25 protein-coding genes and 1 pseudogene are annotated in these 25599 nt (G+C 42.0%); 21 read left to right on the top strand and 5 right to left on the bottom strand.

The window, feature by feature from the left end; all coding sequences use genetic code 11:
- The first annotated feature begins 294 nt into the window (after window positions 1-294).
- The 7 genes and pseudogenes from ACQCT8_RS07135 (at window position 295) to ACQCT8_RS07105 (ending at window position 7828) form a co-directional block, all read left to right on the top strand.
- Window positions 295-2160 (top strand): alpha/beta hydrolase family protein, encoded by a 1866-nt coding sequence (locus ACQCT8_RS07135; RefSeq protein ID WP_426869761.1) that lies wholly within the window; start codon window positions 295-297, stop codon window positions 2158-2160.
- Between the two features lie 311 nt (window positions 2161-2471).
- The gene (locus ACQCT8_RS07130; RefSeq protein WP_426869759.1) at window positions 2472-4136 is read left to right on the top strand and encodes an FAD-binding dehydrogenase; all 1665 of its coding nucleotides are present in this window, start codon (window positions 2472-2474) and stop codon (window positions 4134-4136) included.
- Between the two features lie 221 nt (window positions 4137-4357).
- Window positions 4358-4927, top strand: a complete 570-nt coding sequence (locus ACQCT8_RS07125) for a nitroreductase family protein (RefSeq protein ID WP_426869880.1) — start codon at window positions 4358-4360, stop codon at window positions 4925-4927.
- Between the two features lie 42 nt (window positions 4928-4969).
- On the top strand, window positions 4970-5479 hold the full coding sequence (locus tag ACQCT8_RS07120; protein ID WP_426869878.1) for a ferritin: 510 nt from the start codon (window positions 4970-4972) through the stop codon (window positions 5477-5479).
- Window positions 5480-5811: 332 nt separating this feature from the next.
- Window positions 5812-6105 carry a DNA-binding protein gene (locus ACQCT8_RS07115; protein ID WP_426869757.1) on the top strand — a complete coding sequence of 98 codons (294 nt, stop codon included), beginning with the start codon at window positions 5812-5814 and terminating at the stop codon, window positions 6103-6105.
- 306 nt (window positions 6106-6411) lie between these two features.
- Complete coding sequence (locus ACQCT8_RS07110; RefSeq protein ID WP_426869756.1) at window positions 6412-7146, top strand: sulfite exporter TauE/SafE family protein; 735 nt, start codon at window positions 6412-6414, stop codon at window positions 7144-7146.
- A gap of 124 nt (window positions 7147-7270) precedes the next feature.
- Window positions 7271-7828 (top strand): annotated as a pseudogene (locus ACQCT8_RS07105) (shikimate kinase).
- A 49-nt stretch (window positions 7829-7877) separates the two neighbouring features.
- Here ACQCT8_RS07105 and ACQCT8_RS07100 read toward each other — a convergent pair.
- The gene (locus ACQCT8_RS07100) at window positions 7878-9137 is read right to left on the bottom strand and encodes an NAD(P)/FAD-dependent oxidoreductase (RefSeq protein ID WP_426869876.1); all 1260 of its coding nucleotides are present in this window, start codon (window positions 9135-9137) and stop codon (window positions 7878-7880) included.
- A gap of 180 nt (window positions 9138-9317) precedes the next feature.
- On the opposite strand from ACQCT8_RS07100, the gene ACQCT8_RS07095 reads away from it, so the two are divergent.
- Together ACQCT8_RS07095 and ACQCT8_RS07090 are read left to right on the top strand one after the other, a co-directional pair.
- Window positions 9318-10937 carry a putative polysaccharide biosynthesis protein gene (locus ACQCT8_RS07095; RefSeq protein ID WP_426869754.1) on the top strand — a complete coding sequence of 540 codons (1620 nt, stop codon included), beginning with the start codon at window positions 9318-9320 and terminating at the stop codon, window positions 10935-10937.
- A gap of 57 nt (window positions 10938-10994) precedes the next feature.
- Window positions 10995-11708 (top strand): pseudouridine synthase, encoded by a 714-nt coding sequence (locus tag ACQCT8_RS07090; protein WP_426869752.1) that lies wholly within the window; start codon window positions 10995-10997, stop codon window positions 11706-11708.
- Between the two features lie 47 nt (window positions 11709-11755).
- On the opposite strand, the gene ACQCT8_RS07085 is transcribed toward ACQCT8_RS07090, so the two are convergent.
- Complete coding sequence (locus ACQCT8_RS07085) at window positions 11756-11974, bottom strand: DeoR family transcriptional regulator (protein ID WP_041060221.1); 219 nt, start codon at window positions 11972-11974, stop codon at window positions 11756-11758.
- Between the two features lie 299 nt (window positions 11975-12273).
- On the opposite strand from ACQCT8_RS07085, the gene ACQCT8_RS07080 reads away from it, so the two are divergent.
- The 4 genes from ACQCT8_RS07080 (at window position 12274) to dat (ending at window position 16589) form a co-directional block, all read left to right on the top strand.
- Entirely contained in the window at window positions 12274-12966 is a 693-nt protein-coding gene (locus ACQCT8_RS07080; RefSeq protein ID WP_426869751.1) for an ABC transporter ATP-binding protein, read from the top strand.
- Window positions 12967-12968: 2 nt separating this feature from the next.
- On the top strand, window positions 12969-14105 hold the full coding sequence (locus ACQCT8_RS07075; RefSeq protein ID WP_426869749.1) for an ABC transporter permease: 1137 nt from the start codon (window positions 12969-12971) through the stop codon (window positions 14103-14105).
- Between the two features lie 105 nt (window positions 14106-14210).
- The gene (gene pepV / locus ACQCT8_RS07070) at window positions 14211-15626 is read left to right on the top strand and encodes a dipeptidase PepV (protein WP_426869747.1); all 1416 of its coding nucleotides are present in this window, start codon (window positions 14211-14213) and stop codon (window positions 15624-15626) included.
- Window positions 15627-15722: 96 nt separating this feature from the next.
- Entirely contained in the window at window positions 15723-16589 is an 867-nt protein-coding gene (gene dat, locus ACQCT8_RS07065; RefSeq protein WP_426869745.1) for a D-amino-acid transaminase, read from the top strand.
- A 182-nt stretch (window positions 16590-16771) separates the two neighbouring features.
- Here dat and cysK read toward each other — a convergent pair whose 3' ends face one another.
- A complete protein-coding gene (cysK, locus tag ACQCT8_RS07060; protein ID WP_426869743.1) occupies window positions 16772-17707 on the bottom strand; it encodes a cysteine synthase A in 936 nt (311 codons plus the stop codon).
- Window positions 17708-17869: 162 nt separating this feature from the next.
- Here cysK and thpR point away from each other — a divergent pair, with 162 nt between their 5' ends.
- From thpR to ACQCT8_RS07025, 7 genes are all read left to right on the top strand, one after another.
- The gene (gene thpR, locus ACQCT8_RS07055) at window positions 17870-18412 is read left to right on the top strand and encodes an RNA 2',3'-cyclic phosphodiesterase (protein ID WP_426869741.1); all 543 of its coding nucleotides are present in this window, start codon (window positions 17870-17872) and stop codon (window positions 18410-18412) included.
- A 30-nt stretch (window positions 18413-18442) separates the two neighbouring features.
- Complete coding sequence (locus ACQCT8_RS07050; protein WP_426869739.1) at window positions 18443-19420, top strand: NERD domain-containing protein; 978 nt, start codon at window positions 18443-18445, stop codon at window positions 19418-19420.
- Window positions 19417-20358, top strand: coding sequence for a diacylglycerol/lipid kinase family protein (locus ACQCT8_RS07045; protein ID WP_426869737.1), 942 nt, complete (start codon window positions 19417-19419; stop codon window positions 20356-20358). Before ACQCT8_RS07050 ends, ACQCT8_RS07045 begins: the two co-directional genes overlap by 4 nt.
- Window positions 20359-20557: 199 nt before the next feature.
- A complete protein-coding gene (locus ACQCT8_RS07040) occupies window positions 20558-21361 on the top strand; it encodes a phosphotransferase family protein (RefSeq protein WP_426869735.1) in 804 nt (267 codons plus the stop codon).
- A gap of 74 nt (window positions 21362-21435) precedes the next feature.
- A complete protein-coding gene (gene trmB, locus ACQCT8_RS07035; RefSeq protein ID WP_426869733.1) occupies window positions 21436-22074 on the top strand; it encodes a tRNA (guanosine(46)-N7)-methyltransferase TrmB in 639 nt (212 codons plus the stop codon).
- A gap of 83 nt (window positions 22075-22157) precedes the next feature.
- Window positions 22158-23012: a YtnP family quorum-quenching lactonase gene (locus ACQCT8_RS07030; protein WP_426869731.1), complete on the top strand. Its 855-nt coding sequence runs from the start codon at window positions 22158-22160 to the stop codon at window positions 23010-23012.
- A 122-nt stretch (window positions 23013-23134) separates the two neighbouring features.
- Window positions 23135-23548, top strand: a complete 414-nt coding sequence (locus tag ACQCT8_RS07025) for a GNAT family N-acetyltransferase (protein WP_426869729.1) — start codon at window positions 23135-23137, stop codon at window positions 23546-23548.
- A gap of 5 nt (window positions 23549-23553) precedes the next feature.
- On the opposite strand, the gene ACQCT8_RS07020 is transcribed toward ACQCT8_RS07025, so the two are convergent.
- Both ACQCT8_RS07020 and ACQCT8_RS07015 read right to left on the bottom strand, forming a co-directional pair.
- A complete protein-coding gene (locus ACQCT8_RS07020; RefSeq protein ID WP_426869727.1) occupies window positions 23554-23940 on the bottom strand; it encodes a hypothetical protein in 387 nt (128 codons plus the stop codon).
- Window positions 23941-24035: 95 nt separating this feature from the next.
- Window positions 24036-24347, bottom strand: a complete 312-nt coding sequence (locus ACQCT8_RS07015) for a hypothetical protein (protein ID WP_426869725.1) — start codon at window positions 24345-24347, stop codon at window positions 24036-24038.
- Window positions 24348-24522: 175 nt separating this feature from the next.
- Here ACQCT8_RS07015 and ACQCT8_RS07010 point away from each other — a divergent pair, with 175 nt between their 5' ends.
- Complete coding sequence (locus tag ACQCT8_RS07010) at window positions 24523-25596, top strand: M42 family metallopeptidase (protein ID WP_426869723.1); 1074 nt, start codon at window positions 24523-24525, stop codon at window positions 25594-25596.
- Window positions 25597-25599 lie beyond the last annotated feature (3 nt).

Raw genomic sequence — 25599 nt, 5'->3', positions numbered from 1 at the left:
TAGCATCTAGATGATCTCATAAAATCCAATACCTGGGCAGTAATCCATTTTTTGTTGACAACGCTTTCATACGTTACTATAATAAAAGATAAGTTAATATCAGTGGCAGAGAATGAGAGATCACACGACAGTCTTAATTTAATTGGGACTCGTGTGATTTTTTTGTTTGTAAAATCAGTCTCCACTAGGACGTTTCGTAAGAAGGGAGGAAATCAATAAATTCTTGACACATTTCAGTAAGCGTTATCACAATTCACATGCGCATAATGGTATTAAGTTGAGAGGGGTTTAAAAATGAGGGAGAAAAAAGGGGTACAAAGATTACTGATTGTATCAATTATTTTATGTTTGGTCAGCATGATTGGAGCGTCGCTCGTCCAAACATCCGGGGGCAGCATCACCATAAAAGATCTAAGGTGGGAAACGCCATCCGGACATTTGATGAGCGCTCTGCTGCTCATTCCTGAAAATGCTACGGAGGAAACGCCGGCACCAGGGATTGTCACAAGTCATGGCTGGTATAACAATAGAGAGATGCAGGATTTAAATTATGTTGAAATGGCGCGCAGAGGCTATGTGGTGATGTCGATTGATATGTATGGACACGGAAATTCAGATGCGGTTCCACCCTCTGAATGGCCTAATCGTGGAACCGGAATGTATGATGCCGTAGAACTGATGGCTGACCTGCCCTATATTGACATAAACAGTATAGGTGTCACAGGCCATTCAAATGGTGCAAGAGCTGCCAACTGGTCTATTTTAGAAGACAATAAAAAAAGCGAGGAAGATCAATTAATCTCATCTGTGCTTCTTGTAGCGAATGATGCAATGTATACAAATGATCCTGGAGAACCTTTGTATTGGGCAATGAGAACGGATGAACAGGAGTTTGCAAATGTATATGGGTCACGTGACACAGGAATTATTGCAGCACAATACGATGAATTCTTTTTCCGCAGTCTAAGTGAGGATGGCGCTGTAACAGTTCCCCGCAATTATATTCAAACCGAATATGCACAGTCTTTCCTGAATTTCGGCGCAGACCCTGCTGAGGCAGAAGAGCGTGAAAGCTATTCTATTTATCGTCAGAATGTTGACGGAGAGGAAGCTGTGCGGGTAATTTATAATCCGGCCCAGATTCACCCGTGGAATCATTTCTCAGCAAACGTCGTGGAGAGCACACTCGAATTTTTCGATGAAACAGTAGGAGCACCAAATCCTATAGAACCTGCCAGCCAGATTTGGCAATTTAAAGTGCTCTTTAATTTTATAGGTTTAATTGGATTTGTGATGTTTGTTATTAGTTTCACTAAACTTATGCTATATACAGAAACCTTCCGATCTTTAAAAGCTCAAAAAGAGGTAACCGCCCGGACAGCACCTAAAGGAGCAGGGTTGCTGTGGTTCTGGGGTGGACTGATCGTAAGTGCACTTGTATCAGGATTTTCTTATTTGGCCCTATACAACTGGAGCATGGAGAACATTCCTGCCTTCTATAATCAGGCTCCCGTCTTTTATATAGGGATCTGGTCAGCGGTAATGGGAATTACGACCCTGCTTATTTTGTTTTTATCTTACAAGCTCTTTTCTAAAGGCCAGGGGATGGATCTCCGTGATTCCGGCGTCATCATAGGATTCAAACCTCTTCTTAAAACGATTGCATTGGCTCTTATCGTTTGTTCGGCTGCTTTTAGCTTGGTATTTATTGCCGATTATTTCTTCAAAACAGATTTTCGTATATGGATAATAGCAGTAAAAGCTTTTACACCTGACAAAATCTTAATAGCTCTTAAATATCTCCCGTTTTTTCTTGCCTTCTATGTTGCCAATTCTATTGCTGTCAATTCATTTAATTTTGTAGCTGGTGGCAAAAAGAAATGGATCAACATCGCATTGCTTACTTTATTTAATGGGATTAGTGTGGCAGTTTTGGCTGTTATTCAATATACAAGTTTCTTTGTTACAGGAGAAATTTATTTTGCAGATCTTTCTCCTATTATTGGTATCTGGCTTCTGCCTATGATTATTATCATACCGCTTGCTGCAATCGTGACCCGGAAAATCTATCTGGCAACGAATAACCCGTACTTAGGAGGAATCATATACGGAATTCTAGTCACAGTAATTATGGTTACAAATACGCTAACTCAATTGTAGAAATACAATTAAGGATGATGTTAATAGAATCTTATTCATTGGGTTAATATGAGGTGAACAGAGTGGAAGGTGGCGGCTCCAGCAGGATGTGACGTTGAGACTCCGCAGGGCGAAGTCTGCAGAAGGCTCAGAGCCGTCCCTGCGGAAAGCGTCCGTATAAAACGAAGTGAACCGTTTAGAAAAGGTTGAGACACATTTGTCCCAGCCTTTTTTACTTTAAAAACTAGAAATCTTTATAAAAATATGTAACGATTGTTTAGTCAGAATATTAAAAATATGATAAATGCATTTGGCTGAAGGGGTGGGATTAAATGGGGTACGATGCAATTGTAGTAGGAGCAGGACTGGCTGGTCTGACAGCTGCAGCAGAGATAGCAGATGCAGGCAGGAAAGTGCTCATTGTTGATCAGGAGCCGGAGGCATCTTTTGGCGGACAGGCATGGTGGTCATTTGGAGGCTTGTTTTTAGTGGATTCTCCGGAACAGAGAAGACTTGGTATCAAGGATTCGAAAGAATTAGCCTGGCAGGACTGGCTTGGGACTGCAGGTTTTGACCGGGAGGAGGATCAGGATTACTGGGGAAAAAAGTGGGCAGAGGCCTATGTTGATTTTGCTTCCGGTGAAAAACGCGAGTGGCTTTATGGGATGGGCATTCGTTTTTTTCCTGTCGTAGGATGGGCAGAAAGAGGAGGGCAGCTTGCAGATGGGCATGGAAATTCCGTCCCCCGCTTTCATATTGTCTGGGGGACCGGACCGGGCATTCTTAAACCTTTTAAACGGAGAGTTCGGGAGCATATAAAAAGCGGGCTCATTGATTATCTTCCGAGACATCGCGTTAACTCTTTAATACATCTTAAAGGACGCGTGATTGGCGTAGATGGAGAAGTTCTGGAACCAAGTTCAGCAAAAAGAGGAGAAGAAAGCAGCAGGAAGGCGCTTAAAAATTTTGCTGTTCAAGCGAAGACGGTTCTTATATCAAGCGGTGGAATAGGAGGAAATCATTCATTAATAAAAGAACACTGGCCTGATCGACTCGGACCGCCCCCTGAAAACATGATTTCCGGTGTGCCCGCTCATGTGGATGGACGAATGCTTGCCATCGCAGAAGAAGCGGGAGGGAGGCTGGTCAATCGGGACCGCATGTGGCATTACACAGAAGGAATTAAAAACTTTGCTCCTGTCTGGAAAAACCATGGAATCCGTATATTGCCAGGTCCTTCTTCAATATGGCTTGATGCAAAAGGAAAAAGATTCCCATCTCCAAATTTTCCAGGTTTTGATACATTGGGGACACTTCAGACGATCGCGAATTCAGGATTTGACTATTCCTGGTTTATCCTTACTCAAAAAATCATTGAAAAAGAATTTGCTTTATCCGGATCAGAACAAAATCCTGATCTCACTGAAAAAAGCATAAAAAAAGTCTTAAAGCGAATCTTGCCTGGTCCAACAGACCCTGTAAAGGCGTTTATGGATTATGGAGAAGATTTTGTGGTTGAAAACAATTTGGAGGATTTGGTCAGGGGAATGAACAAGCTGGCAGGCTCGAATCTGTTAAATGTTAATGACATTGAAAAGCAATTGGAATCACGGGATCGTGAAATGGATCATTCGTTTACAAAAGATCTTCAAATCACAGCGATCCGCGGGGCAAGAAACTACGCTGGAGACAAATTGATTCGGGTTGCCCCTCCCCATAAGATCCTTGATCCGGAAAATGGTCCGCTGATTGCAGTGCGGCTGCATATCGTAAGCCGCAAAACGCTTGGTGGACTTCAAACAGATTTATCAGGCCGGGTGCTGAACCATTCAGGTAAAGTTGTTGAAGGTCTCTATGCAGCAGGTGAAGCCTCGGGATTTGGAGGAGGCGGTTTGCATGGCTACCGTGCGCTTGAAGGGACCTTCCTCGGCGGCTGTTTATTTACAGGGCGTGAAGCTGGAAGGGCAATGGCACGTGAAGCGGCGGAGAAAAACTAAATAAATAATTTTGACTTACTTAATTTTTAGCTCAGGAGAGGTCCGTGTTCCCGTACATTGAAAATTCATTTTCTATCTTTATTATTCTCAAGAAAAGAGGGGTACTGATAAAATGCTTGAATGGAAAGAGGTTATATAGTAAATTGTTAATTGAGAGTGATTATCAATTTCAAATAATAAAACTTTATAACTGCAAAGATAGGATGGTTTATTTGACGCAAATGAATGATCAAACCACAGACTCACCGCTTTCAAAAGTAATACGGGAACGCCGTTCGATAAAAGCGAATTATACAGACGATCCGGTAGATGAATCACTGATCATGGACATTCTTGATGATGCTGTTTGGGCACCGAATCACGGTCTGAGGGAACCATGGCGGTTTATCTTCGTCTCTTCTGAGGAAAAAGAAAACTTTTTAGAAAAGCTGGTACTAACCTTTCCTAAAGAAATGCAGGAAAACAGGCGTCAGTATTTTAAACAGCCGGCAGCATTTCTTATCATCGTTGTACCGGAAGATCCTCGCCAAAAACAGCGCGAAGAAGATTTTGGAGCAGTAAGCTGCCTTATACAAAATTTTCAGCTGCTGGCCTGGGAGAAAAAGCTTGGTGTTGTGTGGAAAACGAATCCGCATATAGTTGATCCTAAGGTGCGATCTTTGCTTGGGGTGAAACCGGGTGAAAAAATAATTGGATTCTTGCATCTTGGTTTCTTTAAAGAAGAGTCCATTCCATTAGGAAGAACACGGACAAATCCCCGTGAGAAGTTAACGAGATTTCAGGATATTTAATGAGGATGTTTTCTAAATAAAATAAAAGGACAGGTGATGACCATGCTAAGTCAAACATTAATTAAAGGGTTAAATGATCAAATGAATTATGAGTTCTACTCCGCTCATATTTATCTGGCTACAGCAGCTTACTGCTCAAATGAAAGTCTCGATGGTTTTGCGAACTTCTTTCTTGCCCAGGCAGAAGAAGAGCGTTTTCACGCGATGAAATTTTATCAGTTTATTATCGATATGGGTGTTCGTGCAGAAATTGACAGCATGGCTAAACCAAATAATCAATTTGATTCTGTTCTGGAGGCATTTGAGAAATCTTTGGCTCATGAAAAAGAAGTTACAAAGCGGATTTATGCTTTAGCCGATTTAGCCTTGGACGAACGGGAGCATGCCACAATGAATTTCCTGAACTGGTTTATAGAAGAGCAAGTAGAAGAACAGGCGACTTTTGATGCGATTATTCAAAAATTAAGAAGAATCGACAAAGACAGCAATATGTTTTATATGCTTGAAAATGAATTAGGGAAACGGACTTTTGATGGAGCGAACGAAAAATAAAAGTATAAATTAAGGAGGAGGCTGGGACAAATTGTCTCAGCCTCTTTGACCGGTTCGCTGTGCTTCTGGTGAACGCTTTCCGCAGGGACGGCGCTGAGACCTACTGGGTTCTAAAGTAACCGTTATATACTGCAGGAGCAGCCACGTTCGCTCCGCTCTCCTACTACCATATAATAAATATATTATCATTTTTAAAACTATTTTTTAGTTTTGTCCCAACCTCTTTTTTAAGTAATCGATTATTATTTATTTACTAGAGTGGATGGTTTTGAAACTTTGAGCTAATCTGTGCGTAGTAAAGAGAAAGCGAAGAAAATGCAGGGGGAGTTTAAATGGAACTTGATTTTTTCTGGATTGGAGCAGGTCTGACCGCAATGGGCTACTTCATAGGAAGCGGGTTAAAAACAAGCAGAAGTCCCAAAATGGGCTTTTTAGGAATGAGCGGCGATCAAACATTAATGAAAACAGAAGATTTGGCTATTTTTCTCCCGATGAGCAAAGAAGAGATAGAAGAATTATTTGTACAGTACCCAAGTGCCCCAAGGATTGTTGTAAACGGCACAACGTATGTAAACTGGGAGGTTTTTTCTGACTGGCTGTCGAAAACAGATACGTACCGTCCTTAAATTACCAGAAACATAATAATTGTAAGTAACAGCGTTAAAATTGGAATAGAGCCTAGGACAAATTGTCAAAGGCTTTTAGGCGGCTTAACTGTGTTTCATATGAATTTTCTTTCCTCCTCAAGTCGCCTCCTTTCTAACCCTCCCCCCATAATTATGAAAAAACTCCCCCTTTTTTTCCATTCATCAGTTATATTAAAGCCTTTTTTTTGTTTTAATCATAAGTTAATCTTATTGATATACTGTAATTTTATCGAATTTACTTATAAATGTGTTTTCGTTATCCTTACGATAAAGGAGGCGGTTAAAATGGACTTATTGCTAATTTTCTTTACAGGCATCGCGGCCACCACGCTTGGAACGCTTGCAGGGGGAGGGGGGCTCATCAGTCTGCCTATGATGCTGCTGATCGGAATGCCGGTTCATTCAGCGATTGGAGCAAACAAGGTGTCCAATACTTTCAGCTCGTTTTCCGCTTTTGTTTATCTAGTCAGGAGAAAACAGGTTAATGTAAAAGAATCAATTTGGCTCCTGCCGGTAAGCCTGGTTGGAGGAGGGACCGGTGCTGCAATTGCCTCATTTTTGTCATCTCAGACGATGACAATCGCTGCTATATTTCTGCTGATTTTTGCCATGGTAACTTCTTTTTTCAGTAAAGCTTCATTTGAAAAAACAGAGCCGTTTAAAATAAAGCCTGCAAGTGCTGCTGGGGTTTACGGGATAGGTGTGTATGACGGACTTTTCGGACCTGGCCAAGGAACGCTGATGCTTTATTTATTCAGCTGGCTTGAAATTTCATACTTAAAAGCGGTAGGCCTTGTCCGTCTCGCCACTTTTTCATCCTGCATCGGGGCAGCAGCGGTTTATATCACAGCTGGCCACATCATGTGGGGACTGACACTCGCTTTAATGGCAGGTTCCTGGATTGGTGCACAAACGGGAGTAAGGCTGGCGCAGCGAATGAAGACCGCGTATGTAAAGCCAATGCTCCGGATCATTACTCTGCTGCTAATTATTCAGCTCTTGATCGAATACTTGAAATGATTTTATAAATAGATTGCGTGTATATAGAAAATTTGAAATAATTGTATTTATCGTTGCTTTAACCAACGTGTGAAAACGCTTCTAATTATGAAAAGAAACAAAACAAATTAAAAGGGGAAATTGGATGAAAGTCGTCTTATTATTCGGACCACAGGCTGTCGGTAAAATGACAGTGGGACAGGAACTATCCAAAATTACAGACTTAAAATTGTTTCATAATCATATGACGATCGATTTACTCGTTCCGTTATTTGATTTTAGCCCGGAAATGTGGAGATTAACCACATTGTTTCGTGAGGAAATTTTTAAGGAGTTTGCCAGAACCAATCAATACGGATTAATTTTCACTTTTGTATGGGCGTTTGATTTGCGGGGAGATTGGGAGTTTCTCGAAAAGGTCAGTTCCATATTTACTGAAAGTGGGGGAGAGGTCTACTATGTGGAGCTCGAAGCCGAACTGAAAGAAAGGCTTGAACGAAATGTAAGTCCAAACCGTCTTCAGGAAAAGCCGACGAAAAGGAATATAAAACAATCCGAAGAGAACCTGCTGGAGTCTGTTCAAAAACACCGGCTAAACTCCATGCCGGGATAAATACAAAAAGAACATTATATAAAAATAGATAACACAAACTTAAACGCAAAAGAAACAGCAAAAAAGATTAAAGACTTTTTTACTTTATAAGTAAAAACAGAAGACCGAGACGTACTTGTCCCAGCCTCTGTCAATCCTATTATCCGATGTCGCCTGCATTCGTTCCTGCTAACCGCCCTGTTACAAGAGCTGAGGTGATGTTATATCCGCCGGTGTAGCCATGGATATCGAGCAGTTCACCACAAATAAACAATCCTTTGCATTTTTTTGAGTGCATTGTTTTAGGCTCAATTTCTTTAACGGAAACTCCGCCTCCGGTCACAAAGGCTTTTTCAATGGATTGTGTTCCATTGACGGAAAGCTCAAAGGATTTCATCAATTGTGCCATCAGCCGTATTTTATCGCCAGCGATGGTACCTGCCTGCTGATCCGGATCAATTTCTGCGCGTTCCATTAAAAAGTGAAGATAGCGCTCCGGGATTTTCCCCTTCCACACATTCTTGACCGCTTTTTTTGCTTCTTCCTTTGCTTCCTTATGCATCTGCTGAAAAAGCTCCTCTCCTTTAATAGAAGGAACGGCATCGATCCGTATCGTTACAGGGTCGCCTTTTTGCTTTTTCATTTCTTTGACTACATACTGGCTGCAGCGCAGTATAGCTGGACCGGATAAACCAAAATGAGTAAAGAGCATGTCCATTTCATGAGTTACAAGCGGCTTTTCTTTTTTGTTCAGCACGCTGACAGCAGCTCCTCTGAGAGCAAGTCCCTGAAGCTCGCGATTTTGTATAAAGGGTTCTTGTGAGAGAAGCGGCACTTCGGTGGGAAACAGTTCGGTCACAGTATGTCCCGCTTTTTCAACCCATGGATACCCATCACCGGTTGAACCGGTTTGAGGGACGGATTTTCCCCCTACTGCAAGAACAACAGCGTCCGCTTTTATTTCATCGCCGTTCACAAGAGAAATTCCTTCAACTTCCCCGTTGCCGACTAAAAGATCCCGAACCTCGACATTCGTTCGGATCTCCACGTTCAATTCTCCAAGTCTGCGCAATAGGGCATCCACTACCGACTGGGCTTTATTTGATACGGGAAACATACGTCCGTGGTCTTCCTCTTTCAGTGCAACTCCGAGTCCTTCAAAAAAATCAATGATATCTTCGTTGTTAAAAACAGAAAAAGCACTGTATAAAAATCGGCCATTTCCGGGAATATGTTTAATGATTTCTTCTACTGGAAGACGGTTCGTCACATTGCATCTGCCGCCGCCTGATATGGCCAGCTTCTTTCCGAGCTTTGTTCCTTTATCCACAAGGAGGACATGTTCTTTTTTCTCCCCGGCGGCAATAGCAGCCATCAGCCCGGAAGGTCCTCCTCCTACAACGATCACATCATATTTCATCCTTTTCACCATCTTTTCCTGTACGTTCACTTGCCTTATTTTATCCTGCTCAGTTTGGATGTTCAATCATTTCTCTTATTCATAACAGAAAATCAATTGTCAATCAAAGAATGGAGTAGTACACTATTGGTTAGTGTCGAAATATGAGTTTTCCTTAGATTAGGAAGTGAATAGATCAAAATGTCCACATCAACATTAGTAAGAGGAACCTTTATTTTAACGTTAGGTACGTTTATATCGAAATTTTTAGGGCTGTTTTATGTCATCCCTTTTTATGCGCTTCTGGGCAATGAAGAAGGACCGGTATCGCTTTATTCATATGGTTATGTTCCCTATACAATCTTTCTTTCCATCGCAACGGCGGGGGTGCCGCTTGCGGTTTCGAAATTTATTGCCAAATATAATGCGCTCGAGGAGTATGAGATCGGACGAAGGCTTTTCAGGTCCGGGCTTTGGTTCATGACCTTATCAGGTTTTATTTCTTTTTTAATTATGTTTTTGTTTGCACCATTTTTTGCTGAATTGGCAATTCCTGCAAACGAGCAGAAGATATCTGCTGATCAGGTCACGACCGTTATACGCGCAGTGAGCTTTGCCCTTATTATTATACCTTTTATGAGTTTAATACGGGGATTTTTCCAGGGGCATCAGTCAATGGGGCCAACAGCTGTTTCAAATGTAGTGGAGCAAATTGTTCGAATCGTCTTTTTGCTCGTCGGCGTATATGTAGTCCTTTATCTCATGGATGGTTCTATTACAACCGCCATTGCTGTCGCAACATTTGGTGCGTTTGTTGGAGGAGCTGCTAGTTTAGCTTTATTAATCTGGTATTATTTTAAACGAAAGCCTCATCTGGATAAAATGCTCGAAAAAGATCGGGGCAGGGTGGATGTATCGCTTAAAGAAATGTATAAGGAAATTGTTCTGTACTCAATTCCGTTTGTCCTGGTAGGGGTGGCCAATCCACTCTTTCAATTGATGGATATTCTTACCTTTAACCGTGCCATGGCTGAAATTGGCCTTGCAGCAGTATCGGATTTTCAGTTTGGGATTTTAACGTTTACTACACATAAACTTGTGATTATTCCGGTTTCTCTCGCCACAGCCTTTGCGATGACATTGATTCCTGTCATTACCAGCACCTTTTCAAAAGGAAACTGGAAATCTTTAAATCAGCAGATGGATCAAACCTTTCAAATTCTATTGTTCTTAACCATGCCGGCTGCCATCGGTCTTTCATTGCTGGCTGAACCGGCCTATACCGTATTCTACGGGTACAGTGAACTTGGCACTGAAGTGCTGCGGACATATTCACCCGTTGCCATTCTTTTTGCTCTGTATACCGTAACAGCTGCTATGATGCAGGGGATCAACGAACAGCGTTGGAGCGTTCTGAGCTTGCTTGTTGGTCTGCTGGTCAAGCTGTCAATCAATATTCCGCTGGTACAGCTTTTTGAAGTGCAGGGGGCAGTGCTTGCGACAGCCATTGGCTATTTGGCAGCGATCATAATTAATCTGATTGTTCTGCGTCATTTTGCTGCATACAAGTACCGTAAAGTGGTAAGACGCACAATGCTTATGATTATTTTTAACGTCGTTATGGCTGTGCCAGTTTTAATCATTTACTTTGGGCTTGCGTCCTTCATGAACCCGGAAAGCAGGCTGCAGGCTTTGCTCATCCTCGCGATATGCGGTATTGTTGGAGTGTTCGTTTATTTTGTTTTAAGCTTGAAAACACGTTTAGCAGATCAGCTGTTTGGAGACCGGATCACGAGACTCCGAAAGCGATTTACATCATAGATCACGAAAAGCCGGTTCATAAGCCGGCTTTTGGTCTGTAAAAAAGGAGGAAGCTCATTGAGATTAGATAAACTACTGGCAAATATGGGCTATGGCAGTCGAAAAGAAATGAAAAAATTATTAAAATCAGGCGCCGTAATCGTAGAAGGGACGCCTGCAAAAGAAGGCAAGATGCAGATTGACCCTTTAAAAGAGGAAGTGACTGTAAACGGTGAAAAAATTATTTACCGTGAGTTTATTTATATACTATTGAATAAACCACCTGGTGTTATTTCAGCAACAGAAGACCGGCAGCACGAGACGGTAATCGACCTCTTGCCAGTCGAACTATCTGTTTTTGATCCTTTTCCGGTTGGACGGCTGGATAAAGATACGGAAGGTCTGCTTTTATTAACAAATGACGGACAGCTTTCCCATCAACTGCTGTCTCCAAAGAAACATGTCCCTAAGACGTATTTTGCAACCATTGATGGGGAAGTAACAAACGAAGATGCTGAAGCGTTCAAAAAGGGAGTCATGCTCGATGACGGGTACGTAACAAAACCTGCTGATTTGATCATTATCAAATCGGGGACGGTCTCAGAAATTGAACTGACCATTATGGAAGGAAAATTTCATCAGGTTAAACGAATGTTTCAGTCGGTCGGCAAGGAAGTCACGTATTTAAAACGGCTTTCGATGGGCTCGCTGAAACTGGATCCGTCACTTGCACTTGGCGAATTCCGTGAGTTGACGCCACACGAGCTTGAACAACTTCAAAATGGGAAATAAAAGAAACAGCCCTTTCCGAAAAACGGAAAGGGCTGTCTTTAGCTATCTTACGAGATTTTCACTTTTTTGTGTGTCGTCGTCCATTTGCCACGACTAGGACTGCTCACTAAATCGTTATAGGCTAACACATTCAAATCTCTTTGAATGGTGCGAGGTGTGATGCCAAATTCATCAACCAAATCATTTGTTGTTACCGTTCCATTTTCTTTGATGAACATGTACACAGATTTGATGCGAGTCAGCATCCGATTCGTAGTTGGTTTCAAAAAACCACTCTCCCTCATCTTTTTTTCATGGGCAATAACTGCAATAAACCTCTTTGTTGAGTATCGCTCAACGACACATTTTTTTGGTTGCCTCACGACAGCCCCTTTTCGTTAAAATTCGACAATCTCATTGTCTGACAATTTCATTGTACAATTTATTGAATGATTTTTCTAGTCCGAAGGGCAGTTTTTACATGGCATTTACATTTTAACAAGTTTATTTTGGAGGATGTTTTGGAAAAAATGACTCCCTTTTCCTGATACTTCCGTATAAAAGAGAGAAGGAGTTGTTGAGAAAAATGCTGAATGTTGACATAAAAGAAGGCGGTTATGCGCCAAATGATGCCAGAATTGAAAATGTTTGTTTTTCTGTTGGACCGGGAGAGCTTGTTGCCATGATCGGAGCAAACGGAGCAGGAAAAAGCACAACAATAAAAGCGATAATGGGACAGCTGCCATTTCTCGATGGAGAAGTAGAGATATTAAAAGGAATCCGCTACTCATTTATTCCGGAAAGACCGGTTTTTTATGAAGATTTAACACTATGGGAGCATATAGAATTTGTTGCTGCAGTTGAAGATCTTGAAAAATCAGAGTGGGAGCCGCTCGTTCAGTCATGGCTGTCTCGCTTTCGCCTGGAGCGTGTCATTCATGATTTGCCAGGATCCTTTTCCAAAGGCATGCAGCAAAAATCCATGCTTATATTAGCTATAATGTCAAAGCCTTCTTTATGGATCATTGATGAACCCTTTATGGGGCTCGACCCATCCGCTGTAAAGCTGCTCTTAGAAACGCTTCAAGAAGAGCGGCAAAGAGGAGCCGGTATTTTGATGTGCACCCATGTACTTGATACGGCGCAAAGAATAGCGGATCGGATTTTGATCATGAGTCAAGGCGCCCTCTATGTATCAGGTACACTCTCTGAAGTGCTTGAAGCCTGTGATGTGCCTCATGGAACATTGTACGACTGCATTCCGGAAGGAGATCTCTAATCATGCCTCTTACACTTTTCAGAGATCGGTTAAAGAAAGATTGGCGCTATCAAAAAGATGTCTGGTCAAGCGTCATGGACTGGACAATTGTCTTCTATTTGATTTTTCCTGCCCTTTTCTTCAGTGGCTTATTTTACCGGTCGCTTTGGACCCGTCCTCCTGAGTGGTTCGACATGATTAACCCGCTTGGCTGGGTATTGCTGTTTTTCTTTTTTACTCTGTCCGGAAAATGGCGTACATACCTTTTTGAAGCAGATGCGGTGTTTCTCACAAAACGGCCGGAATGGATTAGCCAAATTTTACAGTCTGCATGGGTTTATAACTTTTTTGCCTCTTTTGTTTTCAGTTTAGCGGCATCGATTATGTTTTTACCTTATACAGTTGGAATAGTAGATGCAACGATTCTTCAAAATATCCTGCTGCTGCTTATGCTGACTATTATTCGCACACTCTGTAAAGTATGCCTTTCCTGGATTGACTTTTCTTTTGCAGGATTTAAAAATGGATGGAGAGCTGCCGCTTTTCTCGGATCGCACTTACTTGTCAGCGCATTAATTATGGCAGGAATCGCTTATACACCGTTGCTTATGCTCATGGCTGTTCCTTTGCTTTTTTATTTAGTTAGAAGAGTGTTCAACAGGACAATGGCTGACCCGAAATGGCTGCCCAATCACGGATTGCAGGAAGCAAAATGGAAGGTGCGCTGGATTCGGCTGATTTTTAGCCTCTCAAAAGAAGTGGAAACGCCGCCTCATACGAAATTCAGAACAAGACCATTGCTATTTCGCAAATCCAGACGGATCATTAGACCGATTACTCCTGTGACCGGAATGCTGGAGCTCTTTTTAAAACATCATTTAAGAAACCCTAAATTTATTTATTATTATCTGCGAATTTTAGCACTCATTATTTTAGCTGCCATATTGATTCCAGTCAGCTGGCTGTTTATTGCTGCAGCTGCTCTTTTAGCTTTAGGCTGTACAGCTATTCATAAAATGATGTGGGAAACGCTTATAGAAAAACATGCGATAGGTGTTAAATACAGATTCGATAAAAGTTATGAGCGTGGGAAAAACTGGACTGCTGCGGCTATGTTCACGCCAATTGTGCTCATAGCATTGGCTGCTCTATTAATATAAGTAAATGAACGTCAGACAATTTCTTCAATGCAGTCAAACAATACGTGCTTGTCACAGAACAATCGATTATAATGATAGACATTACGAAAAAGGGGTGAAGATTCAGTGCCCATTCAATGGACAGAAGAAGTTGAAAAGCATAAAGAGGAAATCATTGAAAACCTTCAGCAGCTCGTACAGATTCCAAGTATCTTAGACGAAGAGAATACAACCGAAGAAGCACCTTTGGGCCAGCCTGTAAAAGATGCGCTGGAGTGGATGCTTACACTCGGGGATAAAGACGGTTTCATCACAAAAAACACTGGAAATCTAGCAGGGCATATTGAAATGGGAGAGGGACGTGACATACTTGGAGTTCTCTGCCATGTAGATGTGGTGCCGGCTGGTGATGGCTGGTCTTTCCCGCCTTTTAAAGGAGTGGTGGAAAATGGAAGGCTTTATGCCAGAGGAGCCATTGATGATAAGGGTCCTACAATAGCTGCCTACATGGCCATGAAAATTCTGCGTAATATGGACGTTTCATTTGATAAACGGGTACGAATGATTGTCGGGACAGATGAGGAAAGTAAATGGCGCTGTGTGGATCATTATTTTGAGCACGAAGAAATGCCATCTATCGGTTTTGCACCTGATGCAGATTTTCCTATTATTCACGCTGAAAAAGGAATAATCGACTTTGATTTATTTTTCAGCAAGAATCTGAAGGATGAGAAAGCACCACATATGGAGATGCGCTCATTTGTGTCAGGTGAAAGGTACAATATGGTGCCGGATCGTGCAAAGACTGTATTAATCCCCGTTTTGGATCAGACCTATCTTCTTCAGGAATTTGAGGAGTATTTAAAGGAAAATGAACTGAGCGGAGATTACTTTATTGAAGACGGCGATTTAACCATTGAATTGTATGGAAAATCCGCTCATGCAATGGAGCCGGATAACGGGGTTAACGCAGGTCTTGCATTACTTTCTTTTCTGCAACAATTTGAACTCGATGTAAACGCGCGTGCGTTCTGCCGATTTGCTCAAACAATGCTGCATCAAGACTCAAGAGGACATAATCTCGGTTTAACAGGAAGCGATGAAATCAGCGGTGATTTAACGATCAATACAGGAAAAATCCGCTACAGTAAAGAAGAGGCTTATTTCGGATTGAATGTCCGCTATCCGGTTACATATGATATGAAAAATGCGCTTTCCAAGCTGACTGCCATGCTTGATCAAAAAGATATTGAAATTAAAAATATGGACGATTCACCGCCCCACCATGTAGATGGGAATGATCCTTTTATTAAGACGCTGCTTCGCGTATACGAAGAGCAGACCAATCAAAAAGGGAAGCTATTGGCTATAGGCGGCGGCACATATGCCAGGTCGCTTGAAAAGGGTGTCGCGTTTGGTGCTCTTTTCCCAGGAAGAGCGGATGTAGCGCATCAAAAGGATGAATATATTGAAATTGAAGATCTTTTGAAAGCAACAGCCATTTATGCACAGGCTATTTATGAGCTTGCCTGCGTAAAATAATTTTCTTTATTCTGCTTGAACTAAAGAGTAATCAGAACCCGTTTCCTTTGAGGACGATCACCGATTCAATTTCAACGAGTAAAAGGAGTGAGTGTAATGGCAATAGTACTTTACAACGATCAATTTGTTTCCCGTGAGGAATGCACAGTGGATATCGAGGATCGTGGATATCAATTTGGAGATGGTGTTTATGAAGTCATCCGAATTTACAGCGGGAAGATGTTTACTGGAAAAGAACACATCACCCGTTTGTTTGAATCTGCTGAAAAGATCAGGCTTGATCTTCCATTTACAAAAGAAGAACTGATAGAAAACCTTTACAAGCTGGTTGAAAAAAACAATCTTCATACCGGAACCATCTATTTGCAGGTAACTCGTGGGACATCTGCACGGCAGCACCAATTTCCTTTAGAAGGAAAACCGGTTTTTACTGCTTATACAAAAGAAGTAGCCAGACCTGAAGCTCAGATGAATGAAGGAGTGAAGGCAATTGTTGCAGAAGATGTACGCTGGTTAAGATGCGATATTAAAAGTTTAAACCTGCTTGGAAATCTTCTCGCTAAACAAGAAGCATACTCACAAGGCAGCTTTGAAGCAATTTTGCACCGTGAAGGTACTGTAACAGAAGGCTCTTCTTCCAACGCATTTATCATCAAAAATAATAAGCTCTTTACACATCCTGCAACCAATTTGATTTTAAATGGCATTACCCGCAGGGAACTGATCCGATTATGTCCTGGAATCGGACTTGAAGTAAAAGAAGAGGCCTTTACGCTTGATGACCTTCTAGAGGCTGATGAGGTATTTATTGCAAGCACCACAGCTGAAATAATGCCTATCGTGCAGATTGACGGGAAAGCAGTTGGAAATGCTGCGCCTGGTGAATGGACTCAAAAACTTCAGTCAGTATTTAAAGCTTCCATTCAGGAACAATGTGGAGAATTAGTAAAGGTTGAAAGATAATAAATGACATGCAGCTGCATCTTATCTGGTCAGGAGAAACCTCTGACTGGGGAGATGCAGTTTTTTAGATGAAATTAAACTATTAAAAAATATGCAGAGCAGGAAAGGCTGATGTTGAATAAAGTATTTGATTTTTGCAGAAAAAACGGCTGGAACTCAATTAGTCCCAGCCATTCCAGCCATTACGATTCAAATCGGAACAAATCACTTGATAGATACCGTTCGCCCGTATCACAAGCGATAAATATAACGACAGAATCCTCCGGCATATTTTTTGCGGTCTCAAGCGCTGCATAACAGGCAGCACCAGAGGATGGACCGACAAGAATTCCTTCTTCGCGAGCTAGTCTGCGTGTTATTTCATAGGCATCCTCATCTTTAATCTTATGAATTTGATCATATACAGATTGATTTAAGATCGAGGGAATAAAGCCGGGGCTGGTTCCTACAAGCTTGTGTTTGCCGGGTTTTCCTCCAGATAAAACGGGCGATCCCGCAGGCTCTACTACATGCACCTGCAGCTCAGGAAAGGCTTCTTTTAAAACTTCCCCAGTACCCGTGATCGTTCCACCTGTTCCTGCTGTTGCAACAAATGCACTAAGCGGTTTTTTCAGCTGTTTCACGGCTTCCATAATCTCTAAAGCAGTTGAATGACGGTGTGCATCCGGATTAGCTGAGTTGTCAAATTGCATAGGCAGGAAGCTGTCCTGAATCTCTTCAGCAAGCTCTTTTGCTCTTTTAATGGCGCCGGGCATTTTATCATCTCCAGGCGTCAGCACAACTTCTGCGCCGTAAGCTTTTAAAAGATTAATCCGTTCAGAAGTCATCGTATCGGGCATGACAAGAATAGAGCGGTAGCCTCTGGCAGCAGCATTCATCGCAATTCCGATCCCTGTATTGCCGCTGGTAGGTTCTATAATCGTTGAGCCCGGCTTTAAAAGCCCCTGCTTTTCTGCTTCAATCATCATGTTAAACGCTGCACGGTCCTTTACGCTCTTGCTTGGATTGTAATACTCAAGCTTTGCATAGACTGCAGCGCCGCCTTTTGGCTGAAGCCGGTTAAGCTTAACGAGAGGGGTATCTCCAATTAGTTCTGCTATATTTTGAACGACCTTCATTCTTCATCATCCTTTCAAACTTTCGATCCAATGATAACTCTTTATATTCTACCTTTAACGGCTTCGTCAATCAATTATGTCTACTTGCTCTAAAAGATATACCAAATGGACGAACAGCGGTATAATAAATAAAAAAGGAAATGTTTAACGGAGGTGTCATTCATGTCCACACCACATTATTTTATAGCGATTGAACTTTCTCCTTTTGTCAAAGAAAAAATTGAAAATCAAAAAAGCAGCTGGCAGGAAACACTTGATTTTAAGCAATGGACACATAAACAGGATCTTCATATTACTCTTGCATTTTTGGGAGCTGTTTCGGAAAAAGTGCTGGCAGAGATCCAGACGCAAATGAAAGAAATCATTCCCGCTTTTCCAAGTGTTTCAATAAGAATTAATCACATTCAGACATTCGGAGAAAAAGAATCTCCGCGTATTTTTTGGGCAGGCCCGAATCGGGGGGATGAAATTCAGCCTTTATACGACCAGGTGCAGAAAATCATTCGATCAGCTGGACTGAAATCGGAAGACCGCCCGTTCAGGCCGCATATTACGATTGCAAAGAAATGGCAGGGGTCAAAAAAATTTCATCCGCCTGAAGATTTTGTTCCGTTTGATATGAAAGTCTCATCGGTCTGCCTGTATCGCATTCATCCGCAGGAAACCCCTAAGTATGAAGTTGTTTCTCAATGCAGATTAAGATAAACAGAGACCTCTAAAAAGAGGAGTGGCAAAGTGGCACAATTGATTAAATTGCAGGACTATGTTTCCAGATATGAAAAAGACAGCCTTCGTTACCCTTCACAATTTGTCCGATTAAAAAAACAGCAATGGTCTAAAATTAAGGAGCAATGGGAAGAAGGCTCTGTTTTTTTAAATGACGAGGATGCGAAGCAGTTTAGAAATGATATTCAAGGGAAAGAGGGTCTTGTTAAACGCTTTAGGAAAATCTGGGTGAAAGAAGAGGAGCATCCTCTGTCTGAAGCGGCAGAACAGCCGTCAGAAAGTGACTCCTTTAATTTTGAACCCAAAGTGTATTACCGCCCCGACACCCTTGATGATTTGAAGCATCTTTATATGGATCAGCTTTATCAGATTCAGCTGACATGGGCGAGTTCTACACTCACAGAAAAATCGTATGTGGACGGCAAATATGCAAGAGAAGAACCGCTCCGTTTTTTTCTTCAGCGATTTCCCGATACGTATCTTGTTATGTATGAACCTGTAATGCTCATCAAAAAGGCACCTATTGAGCTGGATATCCTGGTATTTACACCGACGGAACTTTGGTGCATTACTCTTCTTGAAGATGCGGATCAGTCCGCTTATCTTGGTTCAATGAATCGATTCTGGACGGTAAAAGCGGGTGAACAGGAAAAAAGAATGTTAAATCCATCTATTTCTCTGGACAGGACCGAAACCATTATTAAGGGGTTATTTAATCAGCAGAACCTTGACTTTCCGATCAGAAAAGCGATTATATCCAGGAATGGATACATTGATTTTAAAGATGCTCCTTATGGTTTAACTTTACTTGATAAAAAGAGTTTTCCTGACTGGTTCTCTCAGCAGAGAAGCATGCGTGCGCCATTAAAAGGTGCTCAGCTTCGGGCGGTTAAGACTGTACTGGACCTTACCCAGACGACTTCAGTCAGAAGAATGATGTGGTCCGAGGAACTTCAGGAGACGGATCTGCCGGAGAATTCAGAATGAAAGTGATTTTTATCGTGAACCCCCATGCGAAAAACGGCTATGCCTATAAGCGGTTTTTAGCTGTAAAGAACAAGGGGGAAGCGAATTCAATCGAATACTGGGTTACTTCAGCACCCTTTGAGGCAGTTGAAAAAATTAGGCACTACTGTGAAAATCATGTTCATGAGAAGACTCTTTTTGCAGGAATTGGGGGAGACGGGACGATGCATGAGCTGGTCAATGCGACAGCAAGGTTTCCTCATGCATATGTAACATCTATTGCTGCAGGATCGGGCAATGATTTTGCACGGCATTTTTCTTCATTTCCTCTTCTGCCGGAATCGTTTCACGAACTTTCGAATTGGGACGGCACGAATGAAAAACATGATGCCGCACGTTTCAAAGGACAAAAGACTGGATGGTTTGTTAATAACCTCGGAATTGGATTTGATGCAGCAGTGGCAAATTCATCGAACCGTTCCAGGTTTAAAAAATGGCTGAATCGAATAAAGCTGGGAAAATTGATTTACGTATACTATTTGATCTACCATCTTATAAGCTATAAACCTCAGTCTATGAAGGTCCAAATCGATGGCAAAACGTTAAACCTGAAGAAGGTTTGGTTTATTACAATAGCTAACCAGCCTTACTATGGAGGAGGCATGATGATTGCCCCTTATGCAAGGTCAGATGACGGGATGCTTGATTTGACAATCGTGCACCATTTATCACGTCTGAAATTTCTTACCGTCTTTTTTTCTGTCTTTTTTGGTGGTCATCTGCGCTTTAAAGAGGTGACAACTGAACAAGGAAAACAGATAAAAGTGGAAACAGAAGAACAGGCTCTCATTCATGCCGACGGAGAGTTTGGGGGCAGCTTAATTCGAAATCATCCGATATATGTCGAAGTAGAACCGAAAAGCTGGTCATTTGTCCCATCGAAAAAACAAGGGTCTTGACGAAAGCACCCTCTAAACGATAGAATTTTAAAAAGGATAGCTATTGTCTTTTACAGCACCAATAGCTATCCTTTTTTTATTTTTTTATGAAAATGATCCAAGTGCTGCTAAGGCGAATGATGAATTTAAAGCATCGATAGGATTGAAGCTTAAACGGAAAATTTTTCTTTAAAGACAAAGACGTAGAAGGTGAATGAATTTGGAACACTTGTTTGATAAAGAATGGGAAATCATGTCGGCAGGCGGGGCCTCTGGTGAAGCTTTTTTCGCACGGCTTGACGAAGAAAAACTATTCTTAAAACGCAATTCTTCCCCTTTCATTGCTGTCCTTTCAGCGGAGGGAATTGTCCCTCGCTTAAAATGGACAAAGCGTCTTGAGAATGGTGATGTAATTACAGCCCAGCATTGGCTGAACGGTCGTGAACTAAAGGCAGATGAGATGGCAGGAGCAAGAGTGGGGAAACTGCTCAAAAAAATTCATAGCTCCAAAGCATTGACCTCCATGCTGCGCCGTTTGGGAAAAGAACCGTATGAAGCATTCGTGATGCTGGACGAAGTAAAGTCCACTCTGGATATAGAATTAAATATGTTAAAACCAGTACGGGAAGCTATTGAATTTTTACACGAACATGCCAAAAAAGTAACGACAGGCGACTATGTGGTGTGTCATGGCGATGTAAATCATAATAATTGGCTGCTGTCTGAAGTGGATGAACTGTTTTTAATTGACTGGGATGGCGCTATGCTGGCAGATCCTGCTGTAGATGTCGGAATGCTTTTATACTGGTACATACCGGAAAAAGACTGGGAACAGTGGATGGAACAATATGGTGAATCACTAACCGATCACTTCCGCATCCGCATGAAATGGTATGCCGTATGTCAGGCTCTTTTTATGCTGCAGTGGCAAAAAGACAAAGGGCGTCTGCACGACGTAGCCAAGTGGATGAACTTTTTGCAGCGGTGTTTTCAAAGTGACTGTCCGAATGAGAACAAGAAATAGCCCGGTGCCTTTTCTAAGAAACCATTTAGAAAAATGCCGAGGCTATTTTTAATGAGAAGAAGAGGTGCAAGAAAATGAGAACGAGAAATAAACCTTGGGCTGCCGAGCGGCTTGCAGATTACCCTCACTACGCAGTGCCTGTCCCGGAAGATATTAAGGGAAGTTGGTCAGAGGAATTTGGCAATCACAATCCTTTACACATCGAAGTAGGAACGGGTAAAGGCCGCTTTGTTACAGAGATGGCTCGAGCCAATCCGGATGTCAATTACATTGGCATCGAGCTTTCCGAAAGCGTAATTGTCACGGCACTTGATCGTGTTATTGAAGCTGAACTTCCCAACGTTAAGCTGTTGAATATCAACGCAGAAGACCTGACAGCTGTTTTCGAAAAGGGAGAGGTTCAGCGTGTGTATTTAAATTTTTCTGACCCGTGGCCAAAAAACCGCCATGAAAAAAGAAGATTAACCTATAAAAAGTTCTTGGATTTATACAAAACTGTGCTTCCTGAAAAAGGGGAGATTCATTTTAAAACGGATAACCAGGGCTTATTTGAATATTCCCTTCAAAGCTTTTCTGCGTATGGTCTTTTATTGACATTCGTAAGCCTTGACCTTCATAAGAGTGATTTTGAAGGAAACATCATGACCGAGTATGAAGAAAAGTTTTCTAAAAAAGGACAGCGGATTTATCGCTGTGAAGTACAATATCAATAGATTTCCTGCAGAACGTTTCGATGACGTTCTGTTTTTTTGTTATACTAATGCTGGAAGCGTATTCAATTAAAGGAGTGATGAAGATGGATTCGTTCAGCTTTGGAGAATGGACACTAAGATGGCTCGACGGAGGAGTCACCAATATGGATGGCGGTGCTATGTTTGGCGTGGTTCCAAAACCGCTGTGGTCAAAAAAATACCCTGTCAACGATCAAAATCAAATTGAACTGCCTACTGAGCCCATTCTGATTGAAATGGACGGACACCGGGTCTTGCTCGAATCGGGCGTAGGGGCTGGGAAGTTAAGTGAAAAACAAAAACGAAACTATGGCGTGACGAGAGAATCACATATGACAGAATCCCTCAATAAGCTGGGAATGAAAGCAGAGGATATTGATATTGTCATAATGACGCATATGCATTTTGACCATGCTGGCGGTTTAACCCGCAAAGAAGGCGGGGAGCTTGTTTCGGCTTTTCCTAATGCGAAAATATACGCGTCAAAAGTGGAATGGGATGAAATGAGAGCTCCGAATATTCGCTCGAAAAATACATACTGGGAAGAAAACTGGAAATCAATCGAGGATCAGGTCCTACCTTTTAATGGGGAGATTTCGATTTTGCCAGGCTTAAAAATGATTCATACGGGCGGTCACAGTGATGGACACTGCATTGTGCTTTTGGAACAGAACGGGGAAACGATGATTCATATGGCAGATCTGATGCCTACGCACGCTCACAAAAATCCTTTATGGGTACTAGCTTATGATGACTATCCTATGAATTCAATAGCAGCAAAGCAGAAATGGATAAAAAAAGGGATACAAGAAAACTGGTGGTTCATTTTTTACCATGATTCCTTTTACAGGGCAGTAAAATGGGATCAGGATGGAAAGGAAATAATTGAGTCTGTAAAAAGACATTCTTTTGGTGATTAATAGAAAAGAATAAGTTGTCTCAGATTTAGACGCGGGCTATTTTGCTATCTACAGTCGGGGTTGAGACGAAAATTCCTTTCTGCCAACCTGCGAAATAACCTTTTAAGGAGGGGAAAGTTGAAATGACACCTGAAGTCAATCTTCCTGTCCGTGTGACTGAAGTACCTGATTTAAGGGAGGCAGTGGGCTGGGGGAGGAGAGATCAAGATTATCCTCTCTTGCTTGAACGCTGTAATTTCTGGGCAGGGATCCGCAATGAAAAAGGTTTGCTGATTGGATTTGGATATGTGGCAGGGACCGGTCTTGAGCATGGGTATATGGAGGATGTTATGATTCATCCTCACTACCACAAGAGAGGACTTGGCGGTATGCTGGTCTCAATGCTGCTCAATGAAACTGCAGTGCACGGAATAGAGATCGTCACTGTAACCTTTGCTTCTAAGCACACATCTTTCTATGAACATAATGGATTTGTTCTATGTGATGGAGGCATTTGGCGGAAAAAGTGTGTAGTTCTATCATATGCAAGAATATAAAGGCATTACTGTTTTGCTTGTTCCTTCCGGCCTATGACACCAAAAAGAGTTATCCCGGCTGCCACTCCAATTGAGATAGAAATTAACCGGCTGACATCAAGAAGTTCCGGTGCGAAAAATAAATAAAATAAGCAGACAAAGCAGCTTAATGACAGAAAAGAGAGTAAAAAACGAATTACGCTCTTTTTAAGGGCCTCAGCGGGACTATTCTTTAACTGAATAGCTGCTTTTACGATGAAAAAAATAAATAAACCAAAGAGAAAGGCAATGTAAAACAAGACAAAAGGGAAAAACGCTGGATGTGCTGTATTTGTAAACATGCCCCATGCAATGATAACTGTACTGGTTATAAAAACGATAAACAACATGACCAGCAGCCTCACTGTTGCCATTCGTCAGTTCCTCCTTGTTTTGCAGCATACCAAATTCTTCGTGACAGACTGCATAAAAAGATTCCTGTCACTGATAAGACAGGAATCTTTTACTCTCAAATTTTATAAACATCCATTACAGTGCCTGTTTTTGCATCTGCAATAAATTCAAATTGCTCTAACTCATTTCCCTGATGACGGGAGATGCCCCCGCGGTAAACCTGATTTTTAATTGCAAGAATTTCATGCTCTTCGGGTTTCATTTGAATCCATGAACCATCAATTGATCCGCGCTTTTTAAATTGATTTTTAACGTCCTGAAGTACTTTATCGGCAGGAACAGAAACTGCTTTTGACGTGCCCTGGCTGATGGCATACCCTGCAGCTAAGCCGACTGCTGCTCCGATTGTAACATCCTTCCAATTCATTTGATCTCACCTCCGAATTGCTCAAACTATCCTAAGTATACAGAATTCTTCTGTGTAAATCACCTATCTTTTCCATTCCGGCTGAATTGTTCTAAACAGTGGCAAGTCGAAAGAAAGTTCTGTAAAATAAACATGAATCTACATATGGCAGGTAACTACGAGAGGGGATTTTTTTGTGAATCAAGATACACTGGCTTTATTTAAAACGTTAACAGAGCTTCCGGGAGCACCGGGCAATGAGCATGCGGTCCGGGCTTTTATGAAGCAGGAGCTCTCCAAATACTCCGATGAAATCGTACAGGATGGTCTTGGAAGCATTTTTGGACTGAAAAAAGGTCCTCAGGATGGGCCAGTTGTGATGGCAGCTGGACATATGGATGAAGTTGGTTTTATGGTAACAGGAATAACTGACAATGGCATGCTGCGCTTTCAGACGCTTGGCGGGTGGTGGAGTCAGGTTTTGCTTGCCCAGCGGGTTGAAATCATAACAGATGCAGCTCCTGTTACAGGTGTGATCGGCTCCATCCCTCCTCATTTATTAAGTCCTGAGAAACGGGCAAAACCAATGGATATTAAAAATATGCTGATTGATGTAGGGGCAGACGACAGGGAAGATGCTGAATCGATGGGGATTCGTCCCGGTCAGCAAATTGTACCGATTTGTCCATTTACACCGATGGCGAATCATAAAAAGATTCTGGCAAAAGCCTGGGATAATCGCTACGGCTGCGGGATCTCGATCGAATTGCTAAAGGAACTGCAGGGAGAAAGCCTAAATTCTACGCTTTACAGCGGAGCGACGGTGCAGGAGGAAGTCGGACTCAGAGGTGCGCAAACTGCAGCTAATCTGATCAAACCGGATATTTTCTTCGCAATGGACGCCAGCCCTGCAAATGATATGACTGGAGACAAAAACGAATTCGGTCAGCTCGGAAAAGGAACCCTTTTGCGTATACTGGACCGCAGTATGGTAACGCACAGGGGAATGAGAGAATTTGTTCTGGATACAGCCGAATCCAACAGCATACCATATCAGTATTTTGTATCTGCCGGAGGAACAGACGCAGGACGTGTCCATACATCCAATGAAGGTGTGCCAAGTGCTGTAGTGGGCATCTGTTCCCGTTATATTCATACGCATGCTTCCATGATTCATATTGATGATTATGCTGCTGCAAAAGAATTGCTTGTAAAGCTTGTAAAATCCTGCGATCGTTCTACAATTGAATCGATTCGTCAAAATTCATAATTC

It is taken from the genome of Jeotgalibacillus proteolyticus, from assembly GCF_050107735.1.
GTDB classification, from domain to species: Bacteria; Bacillota; Bacilli; order Bacillales; family Jeotgalibacillaceae; genus Jeotgalibacillus; species Jeotgalibacillus proteolyticus_A.
Note: the sequence above shows the minus strand (reverse complement) of the source record. Positions and strands in the feature narration are given on the sequence as shown.

What these genes read in the sequence shown, in the direction of transcription:
- ACQCT8_RS07120 (WP_426869878.1), top strand. Translation starts at nt 4,970, where the DNA reads ATGCTAAGTCAAACATTAATTAAAGGGTTAAATGATCAAATGAATTAT.
- cysK (WP_426869743.1), bottom strand. Translation starts at nt 17,707, where the DNA reads ATGAAGGTCGTTCAAAATATAGCAGAACTAATTGGAGATACCCCTCTC.
- ACQCT8_RS07080 (WP_426869751.1), top strand. Translation starts at nt 12,274, where the DNA reads ATGCTGAATGTTGACATAAAAGAAGGCGGTTATGCGCCAAATGATGCC.
- ACQCT8_RS07130 (WP_426869759.1), top strand. Translation starts at nt 2,472, where the DNA reads ATGGGGTACGATGCAATTGTAGTAGGAGCAGGACTGGCTGGTCTGACA.
- ACQCT8_RS07030 (WP_426869731.1), top strand. Translation starts at nt 22,158, where the DNA reads ATGGATTCGTTCAGCTTTGGAGAATGGACACTAAGATGGCTCGACGGA.
- ACQCT8_RS07115 (WP_426869757.1), top strand. Translation starts at nt 5,812, where the DNA reads ATGGAACTTGATTTTTTCTGGATTGGAGCAGGTCTGACCGCAATGGGC.
- ACQCT8_RS07075 (WP_426869749.1), top strand. Translation starts at nt 12,969, where the DNA reads ATGCCTCTTACACTTTTCAGAGATCGGTTAAAGAAAGATTGGCGCTAT.
- ACQCT8_RS07135 (WP_426869761.1), top strand. Translation starts at nt 295, where the DNA reads ATGAGGGAGAAAAAAGGGGTACAAAGATTACTGATTGTATCAATTATT.
- dat (WP_426869745.1), top strand. Translation starts at nt 15,723, where the DNA reads ATGGCAATAGTACTTTACAACGATCAATTTGTTTCCCGTGAGGAATGC.
- ACQCT8_RS07110 (WP_426869756.1), top strand. Translation starts at nt 6,412, where the DNA reads ATGGACTTATTGCTAATTTTCTTTACAGGCATCGCGGCCACCACGCTT.
- ACQCT8_RS07125 (WP_426869880.1), top strand. Translation starts at nt 4,358, where the DNA reads ATGAATGATCAAACCACAGACTCACCGCTTTCAAAAGTAATACGGGAA.
- ACQCT8_RS07015 (WP_426869725.1), bottom strand. Translation starts at nt 24,347, where the DNA reads ATGAATTGGAAGGATGTTACAATCGGAGCAGCAGTCGGCTTAGCTGCA.
- trmB (WP_426869733.1), top strand. Translation starts at nt 21,436, where the DNA reads ATGAGAACGAGAAATAAACCTTGGGCTGCCGAGCGGCTTGCAGATTAC.
- ACQCT8_RS07020 (WP_426869727.1), bottom strand. Translation starts at nt 23,940, where the DNA reads ATGGCAACAGTGAGGCTGCTGGTCATGTTGTTTATCGTTTTTATAACC.
- ACQCT8_RS07095 (WP_426869754.1), top strand. Translation starts at nt 9,318, where the DNA reads ATGTCCACATCAACATTAGTAAGAGGAACCTTTATTTTAACGTTAGGT.
- ACQCT8_RS07100 (WP_426869876.1), bottom strand. Translation starts at nt 9,137, where the DNA reads ATGAAATATGATGTGATCGTTGTAGGAGGAGGACCTTCCGGGCTGATG.
- ACQCT8_RS07025 (WP_426869729.1), top strand. Translation starts at nt 23,135, where the DNA reads ATGACACCTGAAGTCAATCTTCCTGTCCGTGTGACTGAAGTACCTGAT.
- ACQCT8_RS07045 (WP_426869737.1), top strand. Translation starts at nt 19,417, where the DNA reads ATGAAAGTGATTTTTATCGTGAACCCCCATGCGAAAAACGGCTATGCC.
- thpR (WP_426869741.1), top strand. Translation starts at nt 17,870, where the DNA reads ATGTCCACACCACATTATTTTATAGCGATTGAACTTTCTCCTTTTGTC.